The organism is Sporosarcina sp. YIM B06819, from assembly GCF_033485175.1.
Classification (GTDB): Bacteria; Bacillota; Bacilli; order Bacillales_A; family Planococcaceae; genus Sporosarcina.
In genome coordinates this window covers 76,005-89,689 of sequence record NZ_JAWLIQ010000014.1, presented here as the reverse complement: position 1 = coordinate 89,689, position 13,685 = coordinate 76,005, and the positions used below count along the sequence as shown (strand labels likewise).

The following is a 13,685-nucleotide window of genomic DNA, read 5'->3' as shown; positions in this document are numbered from 1 at the left end:
CTCAGCTAAACTCATTGTATTCAGTTGACGACTTCCAACAACGAACGGGCCTTATTGACCGTCTCCATGTACTCTGCCGTCGGATTCGACGCCGCGACAATCCCTGCGCCTGCTTGCACATACGCTTTGCCATCTCGCACAATCATCGTCCGAATCGTTAACGCAAAATCCATATTGCCATTAAAACCGATATAACCAATGGCCCCGCCATAAATGCCTCGATCCATTTGCTCCAATTCGTCAATCAATTCCATTGCCCGTGTTTTCGGCGTTCCCGTTACTGTACCCGCCGGTAAACATGTACGTAACGCATCCAAGGAATGAAGCACCGGCGATAAGGTCCCTTCTACTTCCGACACTAAATGCATGACATGCTCATAACGCACCACTTCCATATAGCTCGTCACCGCAACCGAATCCTCCACACATATTTTCTCCATATCATGACGCCCCAGCTCCACCAGCATATCGTGTTCCGAAACTTCCTTTGGATCGGCCAACAACTCTTTTTCAAGCGCCACATCTTCCGCCTTATCTTGCCCACGTCGACGGGTCCCCGCAATCGGATTCGTCATCACTTTGCCATTCGACACCCGGACTAGACTTTCTGGCGATGTCCCCACCACGACATGATCATCGAATTCCATATAGTACATATAAGGAGATGGATTGCGCTTTCTAAGCTTGCGATACAATGAAAACGGATCCCCTTTGAAGTCTGCCACCATTCTTCTCGATAACACGACTTGCTCCACTTCACCCTCTTCGATATAGCCTTTTGCTTGACGTACTAGCTCTTCGAACTGCTGCTGTGTCACGGAACAGCTATAATCCGAGATTTCAAAAGTAGAATCTTCTTTTTCAGGACCAGATAGCATGCTGTCCGCTAGCGCATCTAAATCGGGTGCACCCTGTACCTCATTAATCTCTGTGTGAAGTAATGTTACTTCATTCAACACATGATCAAAAATGACGATAGTTTCATAGATATTGAAATTGACATCAGGGAATCCTAAGTTCTCCTCAGTATGACGGCCACCTTCCCGCGCTGCCCCGTACCCAACATAGCCAACTGCACCGCCTGTAAACGGAAAGTCGATATCATCCGTAATCCGCGGCATCAAGCGTTTCAACAGCACAAACAAATCGCCCTCATGGCTGTATTTCTTCCCCGTTGCATAAACATACTCTTCAATCCTGCCATCCCGCCCGCTGTAACACTTCAACGGATCCATCCCCATAAACGAATAACGTCCAGATCCATCATGCTTTGTGGAACTTTCCAGTAAAAACTTACGCTCTCCCTGCATTCGTCTGAAAATCAAAATTGGGGTAAGCGAATCACCGTTTACCTTCTTCATCGTTGTACGTAAACTCTTCTGCTCTGTACTCATCTCATCTCTCCTCCCGGTGCCAGTTACTGACACCATTTGTGCTTTTCAAATTGTGGCAGCAACTGGCACCAAACGGAATAAAAAAAGCCCTCTGCAAAAGGACATAATAGTCCGTTTGCAGAGGACGGGATAACCGCGTTGCCACCTCTAATTGAAGCATAATTGCTTCCACTTAGCGTGCCTTATCGTTAAAAGACACATCCCTTAACGCGAGATCCACGTCTCCCTTGTAAACAATTTAAGGGAACTCTCATAAGTCCATTCACATCGGCTGCGAATCAGTTTCCACCACCCACTGACTCTCTAAATCGCGCACCTATGCTACTCTTCTTATTCAACAATTTCTCAGCTATGCTCTTCTCATCTCGACTCATCTATCCGTGGGCGGCACCGCTCTCGGTACCTCCTGCCCGTCTTTGAACAAAAAAGTTATTCTTATCTTAGTACTAGATAAGTTAGTTGTCAACCTTTTCAGTCAACATTCCCATTACGCCTCAGCGTAATGGCGTCCAGATTTTTTCGAGGTCGCTCGAAAAGTTCCTTTAAAAATCTGTGACATCCGCCGGAGGCTTACCTTGAGTCAGCAAGGAGTTTGAACTCCCTACTGACTCAAGGTAAACTCATCATTTTTGAACATTCCTCACTAACGCGCTACAATAGAGGAAAGAAATTTCCTGGATAGGGTGACAGCAATGAGAATTAATAAATATTTAAGCGAAGCGGGAATCGTTTCCCGCCGCGGTGCAGATAAATGGATTGAAGACCGGCGCATAACGATTAACGGGCAACTCGCCGAACTCGGTAGCAAAGTCCAAGAAGGTGACGATGTCCGCGCCGATGGAAAACCCGTCAAAACGGAAGAACAGCTCGTCTATATCGCACTCAATAAACCCGTCGGTATCACAAGTACAACCGAACGCCATATCGAAGGAAATGTCGTCGATTTTATCAACCATCCCCTCCGTATTTTCCATATCGGCCGACTCGACAAAGACTCGGATGGATTACTTCTTCTAACAAATGACGGCGACATCGTCAATGAAATACTACGTGAAGAACACGGTCACGAAAAAGAATATATCGTCACTGTCGATCATCCCATCACGAAAACATTCATCGACAAAATGGAATCAGGCGTCCCAATTTTAGACACTGTGACAAAGCCCTGCAAAGTGAAGCAACTCGGACCACGCAAATTCAATATCACATTAACCCAAGGCTTGAACCGCCAAATCCGCCGCATGTGCTCCGCGCTCGGCTACAATGTTCAGAACTTACGACGTACGCGCATTCTCAACATTCACTTGGGTAATTTACCGAATGGACAATGGCGCGATTTGACGAAAGAAGAACTTACGGAAATGTTTAGTATGATGAATTACAAACCAAAACGATAAGAGCAGGGGCTGCCCAGAAAGTTAGTTTTTACTAACCTTTTTGAACAGCCCCTGCTTTATTAATCGTAAAAAGACTAATTTCCATTCCCCAACAAGCACCTTTGGAAACTTTTTGATCAATTGCCGGGAGTTATCGATCAATTCGAAGCTGTTATCGATCATTTCCGCCAGCTTATCGATCAATTGAGCAAAGTTATCGATCAATTGAACGGAGTTATTGTCATTTTAGGGCCTTTGACTCACCACTTTGACACAGCCACGTTGTTGGCAGCCTCCTTTTTCGGTATGGTTCACCTAATAATTCGCAAGTGTAACCGTAATCTCATCCAGCACTTCATTCACACTATCGCTCAAATAATTATTAACTATAATCGAAAAGATAAGTGTCTCCCCGCCCTGTGTTTCGACATAACCCGACAAGGCAGTGACGCCGTTTAGTGAACCTGTTTTTGCCCGAACATTACCCGTCGCCACAGTTCCTGTCATTCGATTGCGCAATGTACCGCCGACAAATCGTTCCTCATTCCCCGCAACCGGCAGCGAATTCAAGAATGCTGGATACCATGATTTCGATTGGACAGCATACAGTAAATGGGTCACTTCATTAGCCGTGACAAGGTTTTTATGCGACATGCCTGATCCATCACGCAGTAGTAGTGTTGCCGTATCCACACCCATATCAGCTAATGTTGCTTTCATTACGGCTAGTCCTTTATGCCAACTCCCCCGGCCGCCAATCACTCGCCCCATCTCTTTGACCAGCACCTCAGCATGTCCATTGTTACTTAATTTCATGAATGGAATAAACAACTCGCTCAGCGGCATCGATTGTTTCGATGTTAATAAAATTGCTCCTTTAGGGACCGTTCCACGTTCGGCTTTTGGTGCTGCTGAAAAGGTTATGCCTTGCTCCTCAAGTACATGTTTAAATACGTTTACGGTATAGTCCGTCGGTTCCCAAACCGAAGCCCAAGAACGTGTTTTTTTCGCTCCGACTGGAATCACACCTGACACAATAAGTATATTCGTACCGTGCTGTCGTTCAACGTGAATGCTTTTCTTCCCGCCTTTTTCCACCGTCTTCGTGTGATTAACGATTGTCAGATAACTATTAGCAGGCACCATACTAACCTTCCCGGCTTGTCCAGCTTTCTTCGCAGGAGTCACTTCGACAATGACTGTTCCCGCATCATAATCGTTGTTTGGTGAAAACGTCAGTGCCGACACTTGTGCACCCGTATAGGCCAGCTCATCAGACCAGTTCAAGTCTTGGGAAAGCCTAACATCGTCATACCAGGTGTCATCCCCGTATACATTTCCGTCGACAACTTGAATGCCTTGCGTTTTTAACTCAGATGCAAATGCCCTTATATCTGCCTTCGTTAGCGCCGGATCTCCTTGCCCTCGTAAATAGAGGTTGCCATGCAGTACATTTCCACGAATTTCCCCATCCGTGTACAATTCCGTTTTGAACGTATAGTCTTGCCCAAGTGTTTCAAGTGCCGCCGCTCCCGTCAACAATTTCATAACAGACGCCGGATGGACTCGCGTATCACCAAGCTGCTCATACACAATTTCGCCGCTCACTGCATTTCGAACACTAATCGCAGTCGTTGCACCTTGTAACCTTGAATCATGTAAAATATCTTGAAGTGCGCTAAATTGGTTAAGGTCATGTACTTTACTAACCATCTGCATCCTGTCGTTCGATGCAGTAACTGGTTTCTCCGTTTTTCGTTGATCAAACGGCAGTAGCATAAGGATAAAAAAAAGCACTAAGAATACGACACGATTGTTTTTCAGTACATTCACCTCATTTACAATAACGAACAAGCCAGCCATCTGGACCGCCGGAAACGCCTGTCCCCCGCCAACCTTCCGCTAAAAGCTTTTGCTGCAATTTTGTATTTTGCATCGGAATATCCTGTTCAGTTTCATATACTTTCGCATCTTCGTGAAGATGTTTTACAAAAACGTAGCGCAATAAGCCACCATACTTCCTCTTCAACGCTGCGATTTCCATTTGCTGTGCAAACTTGTCCCTCAAGCTTGCAATATTGTATGGTGCAACCGTTGCACAAACATACTTAAATTCCTCTTTCCGCAGCTGTTCCATTAATATGTCCCCCATCAACTTTTGCAGCCGATAGCCACGATAGCGCGGCAACACATTCGATATTTCCTGATAAACAACAGAAGCCAAATCAGTCGGATCAAGCTCGATATCATGTCCCAGATGCTCTTCATCGATTGCAGGCACAAGTAACGCGCGGAACGCAACCAACCTTCCATCTGCAAATACCCCTACCATCTTACCGCCACCCGACAAAATATATGCATACTCTTCTTCCGACAACGTCGACAATGATTTTGGGTCATCCAGTACATACAACACTTCCTGTTGCACACGTAAAATAGCCGTGACATCCTCCGGGTGCAGCCTCCGGATATAAAACGAATCCTTCTCTCTCAATAAACCGCTATGTAGAATATCCATTTCTTAAACCTCCATTTTGGGATAAAGTGACACGACGATAGTTGGTTGATGGCCTACTATGCTACAATAAAAGAAAACGGAATAGGTGGAATATTTGATGACGACAAATTTAAAAAGCATCGGACAAATCGGAGTTCCTGTAAAAGATATCAATCGAGCCATTTCATTTTATAAAGATCTACTAGGATTGCCACTATTATTCAACACAGACACAATGGCTTTCTTCGACTGCAATGGTGTCCGTTTATTGCTTAGTCTGCCCGAAAAAGAGCAATTCGCAAACGCAAGTTCAGTCCTTTATTTTAGTGTGGACAACATTAACGAAAGCTATAAACGGTTGATAGAAAAAGGAGTTTCATTCGACGACGAACCGCATATCGTTGCGAAGATAGTTTCTACCGAAACGTGGATGGTGTTTTTCAATGACACCGAAGGCAATACGCATGCACTGATGAGCGAAGTGGTGATATAAAAAAGTAGTTACTCTACTCTCCTTGAGTAAAGTAACTACTTTCAATGCCTCTTATACCAACGATTTCATTTTTACTACAACTTATTTCCGTGTACTTTGCGACAGCCAAATCACATTTGGGTCCTTAGTAAAATTAGCAACATTGTATAAAAATAATACTTCAGATATTTTTTGATCGTTCAAATAAACTAAGACGTCTGAATGATAATACCGAAGATCGAGTACATGGATTTCCTCAAAGTGATTTGCTAAAAAAGGGATGAATGCATGGGCATAAGAGTCTTTAATTACTGCTAACTTACGGCCATTCTTGACACCTGTTTTGATGTTAACTAGCGCATGATTACCATCCAGAAATAGCGAATATTTATCTTTCTTTTCGAGATAATCCCATACATACAATGAATCAGATTGCCTGCCATCTTCATAGGTCACTGTTTGGGTCGTTTGAAATTTCGGCAAATAAACCTCAATCTTGTCAGGCTCAATCCCAATTGTATTGGCTTTAGAATGGAGTGTCCCGTAAAAGTCTTCCGATACCGTTTCAATACGAAAATCGTCTTTCTCATACGGTTTTATGCCCATCGTTTTCGCGGTTTCCTTATAGGCCAAATATGCACCACGCATCGTCCAATGATGATCTGTTTTAAAATAGATTTGCTCGTCTCGATGTGATTGCAAGGCATCATAGACGCCAATCACTTCCAGTGCAGAAGTCAATTCACCTTCCGCAACTTCATAAGCATCTCTCTCACTAGAAGTTTGGCCGAACAGCGGTAACTTGTCCTCATATAACCCAATCGCCGTTGGAGCAAGCAATACATACGACTGAATCCCCTCTGCAGATGTCACAAATCTGTTCACATACTCAATGTTCTTATTAAACTGGTCACGGGGTTTTTCAAACGGTTCAATGAGAAATCCATCTTTACCGAAGAACACCCCGTTATTTTCTTTTTTCAATAAAGCCCTTTCTGCCATCGCCTTTAACTGAACCCAACTATCTTTCCATACAAACTGGTCAGATATATATGTTTCAAAACGCTGCGTGAACTTCCCTGAATAAAAGTCAGGCATTTGGGCTAATGGACGATTTTCCCTCTCTGAAAAAGCACGGTCGCTTGCTACCACATTGAATAAACCTATCCCAAAAATAAATAGTAGAAACGCACCTACAAATATTTTTTTATATAAAGTCAATGCGTTTCCCCCTAAAAACGAAAATAAAGAAATGGATTGTATGAATCGTCTGCTAAATAAGCAGTCGACAAGACGAGAATGAGTAAACAAAATACAGGAATCACGATTTCGTCAATTACTTTATGGCGATGCATTAGTTTACTCCTTAGCATCTTCCAAATTGGAACCATTCCCAAAAATGCTAATAAGAAAAGAACTGCATTGGTATACATATCATACAGGAATCGCTCATTCACCAATGCTTGTCCCGAAAACCCAAACAAAATTTTCAAATAGGTCAGGCTCATGGAAAGGTCTTCAAAAACGAACAACGTCCAACTAATCATGACGATGACAAATGCGTAGAGATGTTGAAATATCGGATGTATTTTCTCTAGCAGTACCAGTAGCCCTGCTTTCTCAATCGCAATCACTGCACCAAAGTATAAACCCCAAGCCACGAAATTCCACGCGGCACCATGCCATAAGCCAGTCAGACCCCACACGATGAATAGGTTTAAATAGAGCCTGTATTTTCCCTTTCTACTCCCACCGAGCGGAATATACACGTAATCCCGAAACCACGTACCAAGCGACATATGCCATCTTCGCCAAAACTCCGTAATACTGCGGGAAACAAACGGATAATTGAAGTTTTGTGGGAAATTAAAACCAAACATTTTCCCTAGCCCAATTGCCATATCGGAATAACCGCTAAAGTCAAAATAGAGTTGCAAGCCAAACGCTGCAATCCCCATCCACGCTGACAGAACGGATAGTTCAGCTGGACTCTGTTGCTGAATTTCACTCCATAAAAACCCGATATTATTCGCAAGCAATACTTTCTTTCCAAGACCAATCAAAAATATTTTAACGCCTTCTGAAAATTGATCGAGCGTGACAATCCTACTGTTCAATTCACGTTCAATAATTTCGTACCGGACGATGGGTCCCGCAATAAGTTGTGGAAATAAGCAAACGTACAACGCAAGCGTTAATGGATTTCGTTGTGCTTTCACCTGTCCACGGTACACATCAATCGCATATGACATCGTTTGAAACGTGTAAAAAGATAAGCCAATCGGCAATGGAAGATCAAGTGCATGTACATTCATATGAAATAAATTATTTATGTTTTCAATAAGGAAATCTGCGTATTTGAAAAAAGACAATATACTTAGATTGATAACAATAGAGGACAACAAGCCTAATTTTGCTTTAAGCGGAGAAGTTAAACGATACTTTTGAATATACAACCCGTGAAAGTAATCTGTAACGGCTGAAAAAATCATTAAAAAAATATAAACAGGCTCTCCCCATGCATAAAAGATCAGACTGACAATAAGGAGAATACCATTTTTCATCTTTCTTGAACCGTTAAAATACAGGAGTAATGTAATTGGTAAAAAGAAAAATAGAAATAATAGGCTACTGAATACCACAAAACCACCTGGTCCTCTTTTATTAATTTAATTTCTTTGACATAGAATTATCAGAGCTTAGGGCATAGTTATCAGCGTTTGCCAGTCGTTAATCAGCGCCCGATGACCACTTATTGGTGTTTACATCCAAGTTATCAGCAAACTAGAAATTTACTATTACCCTAAGTTGATGGTTTTATACTTTCTTATCTTCATAAAAGGCGCTTATTCAGCGCCTTTAGACATCATTCTACTTTCTCATCAAAAATCTTCTCTACCGCATCGACATTGCCATACGTCACATATAACACATAATTTCCTTTTGTTTTTAACATATTGTTTTTCACTTTTTCATATTGATCCGGAAGATATCGTTCCCATGTTTGGATTTGTGCATCTAATTCTTTTTGCAATGATGCCTTCAATGCCTCTACGTCCTTCTCTTCCTTTGCTTTTAAAACAAAAATCTCATCCGCATTGGTAATGAACATGGGGATGTACATTACACCTTCTGCAAGTAGCTCTTTATCAAGCCCAGTGCGCTCAAAAAACATTTGCCCATATTGATCGTCTGTCCCGGTATCTACTAAGTTTATTTCTTCATAACCTTGAAGAATTTCCTCATCAGATTGCCCTTCATCAAACCCGGCATCTTTTATATCTTGGATAATTTGCCCCTTAATGTCGTCCATTATATCTTTTACAGCAACATCGATCGTAGCCGTTCCACCATTATTTGAACAGCCCGCTATTGCATAGATGACTAATGCACCTATCACCAATCCAAGCATTTTTTTCATAAAAAACTCCTCCTTAACTAGCCACTTATGTTGGCTGTTAACTAATTTGACGGATAAACTCCTCTCGCGTTTCAACCATTTCCAGGAAACTATTCAAAAAGGAGTTAAGACAATAAAATCGTCTTAACTCCCTTATCCTTTTACACCTTAAAGAATGGTTCGAGTCTATTTAATCATTGGAAAACGTCACTAGGTATTATTCAAATAGGTAAATACAAGAAAGAGCGGAACGATTATTATCGTCCAGCTCTTTTTTGTTCTAACACTTATACTAACTCTGCAACACGTTCACGCATCGTGCCATGCTGTGCCAAGTTTGTATGCCATGAAAATGCTTTTTCCAATACATGCGGCGTTTGTCCGCCTCTTTCAAGTGCTTCCTTATAATAGCCACGCAGTTGTTCGCGGTACATCGGATGAGCACAATTTTCGATAATAAGTCCAACGCGTTCACGCGGAGCAAGACCACGTAAATCTGCATAGCCTTGTTCTGTCACAATTACATCAACATCGTGCTCTGTATGATCGATATGAGAAGCAAACGGAACGATACTCGAAATGTCGCCACCTTTTGCCACTGATTTCGTCACAAAAATTGCTAGACGTGCATTGCGAGCGAAATCGCCTGAACCACCAATACCATTCATCATTTTCGTCCCAGACACATGCGTCGAATTGACGTTACCGTAAATATCCAACTCAAGTGCTGTGTTGATAGAAATCAAACCAAGACGACGAATAATCTCTGGGTGATTCGAAATTTCCTGCGGACGCATAACCAACTTGTCCCGATATTGCTCGAAATTATTAAACACCTGATTCATCTTGTCTTCAGAAAGCGTGATAGACGCGCATGATGCAAAACGAACCTTGCCTGCGTCGATTAAATCAAATACCGCATCTTGCAGTACTTCTGAATATACCTCCAAATCCTTGAATTCAGAGTCAATCATGCCGTGAAGAACGGCATTCGCAACCGAACCAATCCCTGACTGCAACGGCGCAAGGCTCTCCGTCAATCTACCTGCTTGAACTTCTGTCCTTAAAAATGCCAATAAATGCCGTGCCATCACTTCTGTTTCATGATCCGGCATCTCAATCGTCGACGGCGAATCTTGCTGATTCGTAAAGACGATACCTTTGACCTTTGTCATATCAATCGGAATACCAATCGTACCAATGCGGTCATCCGCCTTCATTAGCGGAATTGGCATACGTTCACCTTGTTTACCTGGATCATATAAATCGTGAAGCCCTTCTAGCTGCGTCGACTGCGCTAGATTAATCTCAATGATGATAGACTTGGCATGTGTGGCAAATGTTAATGAGTTCCCGACAGATGTCGTTGGAATGAGCATGCCATCTTCCGTGACTAAAATCGCTTCCAAAATAGCGAAATCAATGGGTTCAATTACTTCTGCACGTATTAATTCAGCTGTATGTGATAAATGATGGTCAACGAACAGATGCTCACCTTCATTAATTTTGTTGCGCATTGTCCGATCTGCTTGGAATGGCAATCGCTTGTTGACGATTCCAGCTTCGGCAAATAATTTATCGACATCAGAACCTAATGACGCGCCCGTAAAGACATTTACTTTGAAAAACTCTGTTTCAGCACGTTTTACCAATGCTAACGGAACTGCTTTAACATCCCCTGCACGCGTAAATCCACTTAATCCTAGTGTCATGCCGTCTTCAATCCAAGAAGCCGCCTCTTCCGGTGAGACAACAACATCTCGCAATTGGATATTTTTAATCCGTTCCATATAGTTTTCCATCTACAACCGCCCCTTTTCGCAACTTTTAGATAATAGTATATCAAGCGCTTACATGAAAGAGGTTTTAAGGTTTGGATACGGAAAAAAAGGTTAAAGCGGCTATTTCAATGGATAAAGTAGCATTTTTTATTAAATATAGTAATTCCCTAAAAACCTAACAGCTTTCGGAAATAACTAGAGTATGATTGACTTACAGGAATCCGCGTACCATCGTCCATCGATAGCATAAAAGTCGAATGGGTATCGGGGTAAATTTCTTTAATATGATGGACATTGACGATGAAGGAACGATGGCAGCGCACAAACGATTCCCGTGGCAATAAAAACTCGAAGTTCTGCAGCGAATTTTTATGGGTACCCGCAAAGCCATCCGCCACCACATACGTCTTCCGATCCTTCACTTCAATATACTTCACGTCTGCAAAAGGAACTGGAATCCATCCATCATGCGTTTTCACTGTCACAACAGATTTCCCGTCCGTGTAAGCCGGATAGATGGCAGTCACACAGCCCACAAGTTTCCCATCTCTATGAAACGGCACTGCCATCCCATGATAAGGAACACCGAACACATCACGGTTAATGAATTCCGAGACTTTCTGATGTTGATGAAGTGCCTTATAAGCAATTGTCCCTTCCTTTACCAAATCTCCCGGTCTAATTTTCAAATCCACGCGCTTACTCGGTCTATAATACAAATACTCCTCTGTATTGGACACAGCAATCGAGATTTCATCCGAAAACAATTCTCCTACAACATCTAAAAGCGCACTAAGACTTAAAATCTCCATTCTATTTTATAACTCCTTTATGAGCAACAATGCCGAAATAACTTGTTTACCATTCAATTCTTCTACTATAATACTATATAAATACATCCAAAAAATTTCGAAAATTCGAAGGAGGAAATTACATGCTAGTAAGAGATTTATATTTACCTAAACAAGATGTAATTATTGCGCATACTGAACAAACTGTTATGGACGTGTTAACGAAAATCAAAGAAAGCGGCTACCGCTGTATTCCTGTTGTGGATAGCAACGAAGATTATAAAGGAATGATTTATAAGGTACATTTGATTGAATACATTTACGAAGGTGGTGGGGATAAAAATACACCTGTCGAACAGTTATTGAAGCACCAGGATGCGTTTATATCTGATCGATCTTCTTTCTTAAATGCGTTAATCGAAATTAAGTCGTTACCGTTTTTAAATGTCGTTGAAAATGGCAAACTGATTGGCATCTTAACGCATAATAAGGTGGAAAGTGTGTTGGAGGATGCATTCGGCTTGAAAACTGGCGGTATTAATATCACGATTTCATCAACCGAGGCGAAAGGCATGATTGAGAAATTAACGAAGACACTACGTGGTGAAAATATTGAAGGCATGTTCACGCTGGATAATGGTTCCGTATTGGCACGAAGAGTTGTGATTACGCTTGAGGGCGACAAGACAGAAGAAGATATTAAGAAGTTGAGTGACAAGCTGGAGAAGAATGGTTTTAGAATTTTGCATGTTGACCATATTGAACAAAAGTGAGTGAAGAAAAAAGCTAGATCAAAGCGAATAATTTCGCTTGATCTAGCCTTTTTTATACTTTAATTGGCCCATCCCGTAGCTCAATTCCCCCTTGTCTATCCACTTCAATCACTTTCAGCTTATCTATCTCAATTGTACTCGGGTGAATCACTGAATCTTGGTCCGAGAAGAACCATGTTCTATTTTCACAGACAAGTATTACAAACGAATTATCATACCCCATGAAATTAAATTGTTCTTCCAACGGTTGATTATCTTTAACGGGAATACCGAATTCCATTAATTGATGACCCACTGACAACACATCGTTTGTCGTAATGCCTACTTCACTTATATTCAAAATAGAGTTGGAAGAAAAATCCCCTTCGATGCTAGGCGATGATTGCCTTGAAATGAATTCTACAATATTTTTAGATGGGTCTTCAAAATATAATGAATGTGCACCTAAATTCTCAAATTGCACTTCATCTTCACCGTCTTCCCTATTTAGCACCACTTTAGCCTCAACCCACTTTTTCGCATCTTTGAATTGATTCGACGGGATGTCAAACGCAAAATGGTAGAAGGGATGGTCATTCACATCACTTTGTTGAAACTCCAATTCACTTTCCCCCGCCTGAATGGCAAAAGAATCTTTTGTTTCAGACAACAAGTTAAATCCCAATAATGTAACATAAAAATCTTTCGTTTTAGCTAGCGCATTACTATACAACTTTACTTTGCTAATCAACATATGAAATACCCCCTTGATTTCTTAGATTAAATTTCCTCGAACAATCATTGATACTTTAATAAATCTTCAAATCATCTATCTTCTCACGTAGAGCTTTTACGCAAGTAGATTTAAGAAACTCATCTATACACCAAAAGAGAATAGCTGATAGTATTGCAGTACAAAAAAGTAAATTCGTGAACAAGCTCTTGATATCAGACAATAAAATATTTCTTTCCCATTCTGAAAATAAAAGAGACATTACAACAAATAAAGTAGCAAGAAATAAGTGAATCCATAATGCCGATATCACTCTAATCGTTCCTCTCAACTTTTTTGTAACGACGTCTGACAGTATCGATGAAGGCACTCCATACAATAAAAGAATAGGCAGTGAGTACACACCTACAACAATTGCAAACCCTGATTGTTCTATTAAAAAGTAAGTGGCCACAACCAAGACACAGGTCACTATTGCAGAAATAATTT

The 13,685-nt window shown here is 41.5% G+C and carries 12 protein-coding genes and 1 other annotated feature; of the genes, 3 read left to right on the top strand and 9 right to left on the bottom strand.

Annotation, left to right across the window (positions count from 1 at the left end):
- Positions 1-20: 20 nt before the first annotated feature.
- Positions 21-1,394 (bottom strand): anthranilate synthase component I, encoded by a 1,374-nt coding sequence (gene trpE, locus R2B72_RS11110; RefSeq protein ID WP_318616623.1) that lies wholly within the window; start codon positions 1,392-1,394, stop codon positions 21-23.
- A 117-nt stretch (positions 1,395-1,511) separates the two neighbouring features.
- Positions 1,512-1,741, bottom strand: a binding site (T-box leader).
- Between the two features lie 345 nt (positions 1,742-2,086).
- Between trpE and rluF the strand changes: the two genes are divergently transcribed.
- A complete protein-coding gene (gene rluF / locus R2B72_RS11105) occupies positions 2,087-2,791 on the top strand; it encodes a 23S rRNA pseudouridine(2604) synthase RluF (RefSeq protein ID WP_318616622.1) in 705 nt (234 codons plus the stop codon).
- A 294-nt stretch (positions 2,792-3,085) separates the two neighbouring features.
- Here the strand turns inward: rluF and dacB are convergent, their stop codons facing one another.
- Together dacB and R2B72_RS11095 are read right to left on the bottom strand one after the other, a co-directional pair.
- Positions 3,086-4,633 carry a D-alanyl-D-alanine carboxypeptidase/D-alanyl-D-alanine-endopeptidase gene (gene dacB, locus R2B72_RS11100; protein ID WP_318616621.1) on the bottom strand — a complete coding sequence of 516 codons (1,548 nt, stop codon included), beginning with the start codon at positions 4,631-4,633 and terminating at the stop codon, positions 3,086-3,088.
- Positions 4,605-5,288 (bottom strand): GNAT family N-acetyltransferase, encoded by a 684-nt coding sequence (locus R2B72_RS11095; RefSeq protein WP_318616620.1) that lies wholly within the window; start codon positions 5,286-5,288, stop codon positions 4,605-4,607. Before R2B72_RS11095 ends, dacB begins: the two co-directional genes overlap by 29 nt.
- Positions 5,289-5,385: 97 nt before the next feature.
- Between R2B72_RS11095 and R2B72_RS11090 the strand changes: the two genes are divergently transcribed.
- Positions 5,386-5,760 (top strand): VOC family protein, encoded by a 375-nt coding sequence (locus R2B72_RS11090; RefSeq protein WP_318616619.1) that lies wholly within the window; start codon positions 5,386-5,388, stop codon positions 5,758-5,760.
- 81 nt (positions 5,761-5,841) lie between these two features.
- On the opposite strand, the gene R2B72_RS11085 is transcribed toward R2B72_RS11090, so the two are convergent.
- The 5 genes from R2B72_RS11085 to R2B72_RS11065 all read right to left on the bottom strand — a co-directional run bounded on the left by R2B72_RS11085 (position 5,842) and on the right by R2B72_RS11065 (position 11,732).
- Complete coding sequence (locus R2B72_RS11085; protein WP_318616618.1) at positions 5,842-6,960, bottom strand: DHHW family protein; 1,119 nt, start codon at positions 6,958-6,960, stop codon at positions 5,842-5,844.
- Between the two features lie 11 nt (positions 6,961-6,971).
- Positions 6,972-8,381, bottom strand: a complete 1,410-nt coding sequence (locus R2B72_RS11080) for an MBOAT family O-acyltransferase (RefSeq protein WP_318616617.1) — start codon at positions 8,379-8,381, stop codon at positions 6,972-6,974.
- A 224-nt stretch (positions 8,382-8,605) separates the two neighbouring features.
- The gene (locus R2B72_RS11075; protein ID WP_318616616.1) at positions 8,606-9,160 is read right to left on the bottom strand and encodes a DUF4358 domain-containing protein; all 555 of its coding nucleotides are present in this window, start codon (positions 9,158-9,160) and stop codon (positions 8,606-8,608) included.
- 266 nt (positions 9,161-9,426) lie between these two features.
- The gene (locus tag R2B72_RS11070) at positions 9,427-10,941 is read right to left on the bottom strand and encodes an acetyl-CoA hydrolase/transferase family protein (protein ID WP_318616615.1); all 1,515 of its coding nucleotides are present in this window, start codon (positions 10,939-10,941) and stop codon (positions 9,427-9,429) included.
- Between the two features lie 146 nt (positions 10,942-11,087).
- A complete protein-coding gene (locus tag R2B72_RS11065; protein WP_318616614.1) occupies positions 11,088-11,732 on the bottom strand; it encodes a LytTR family DNA-binding domain-containing protein in 645 nt (214 codons plus the stop codon).
- 122 nt (positions 11,733-11,854) lie between these two features.
- On the opposite strand from R2B72_RS11065, the gene R2B72_RS11060 reads away from it, so the two are divergent.
- Entirely contained in the window at positions 11,855-12,484 is a 630-nt protein-coding gene (locus tag R2B72_RS11060) for a CBS domain-containing protein (protein ID WP_318616613.1), read from the top strand.
- A 52-nt stretch (positions 12,485-12,536) separates the two neighbouring features.
- Here R2B72_RS11060 and R2B72_RS11055 read toward each other — a convergent pair whose 3' ends face one another.
- Entirely contained in the window at positions 12,537-13,217 is a 681-nt protein-coding gene (locus R2B72_RS11055) for a VOC family protein (RefSeq protein WP_318616611.1), read from the bottom strand.
- Positions 13,218-13,685 lie beyond the last annotated feature (468 nt).

Coding starts and splice junctions, on each gene's coding strand:
- R2B72_RS11055 (WP_318616611.1), bottom strand. CDS start 13,217: ATGTTGATTAGCAAAGTAAAGTTGTATAGTAATGCGCTAGCTAAAACG.
- R2B72_RS11065 (WP_318616614.1), bottom strand. CDS start 11,732: ATGGAGATTTTAAGTCTTAGTGCGCTTTTAGATGTTGTAGGAGAATTG.
- dacB (WP_318616621.1), bottom strand. CDS start 4,633: ATGGCTGGCTTGTTCGTTATTGTAAATGAGGTGAATGTACTGAAAAAC.
- rluF (WP_318616622.1), top strand. CDS start 2,087: ATGAGAATTAATAAATATTTAAGCGAAGCGGGAATCGTTTCCCGCCGC.
- trpE (WP_318616623.1), bottom strand. CDS start 1,394: ATGAGTACAGAGCAGAAGAGTTTACGTACAACGATGAAGAAGGTAAAC.
- R2B72_RS11075 (WP_318616616.1), bottom strand. CDS start 9,160: ATGAAAAAAATGCTTGGATTGGTGATAGGTGCATTAGTCATCTATGCA.
- R2B72_RS11070 (WP_318616615.1), bottom strand. CDS start 10,941: ATGGAAAACTATATGGAACGGATTAAAAATATCCAATTGCGAGATGTT.
- R2B72_RS11090 (WP_318616619.1), top strand. CDS start 5,386: ATGACGACAAATTTAAAAAGCATCGGACAAATCGGAGTTCCTGTAAAA.
- R2B72_RS11095 (WP_318616620.1), bottom strand. CDS start 5,288: ATGGATATTCTACATAGCGGTTTATTGAGAGAGAAGGATTCGTTTTAT.
- R2B72_RS11060 (WP_318616613.1), top strand. CDS start 11,855: ATGCTAGTAAGAGATTTATATTTACCTAAACAAGATGTAATTATTGCG.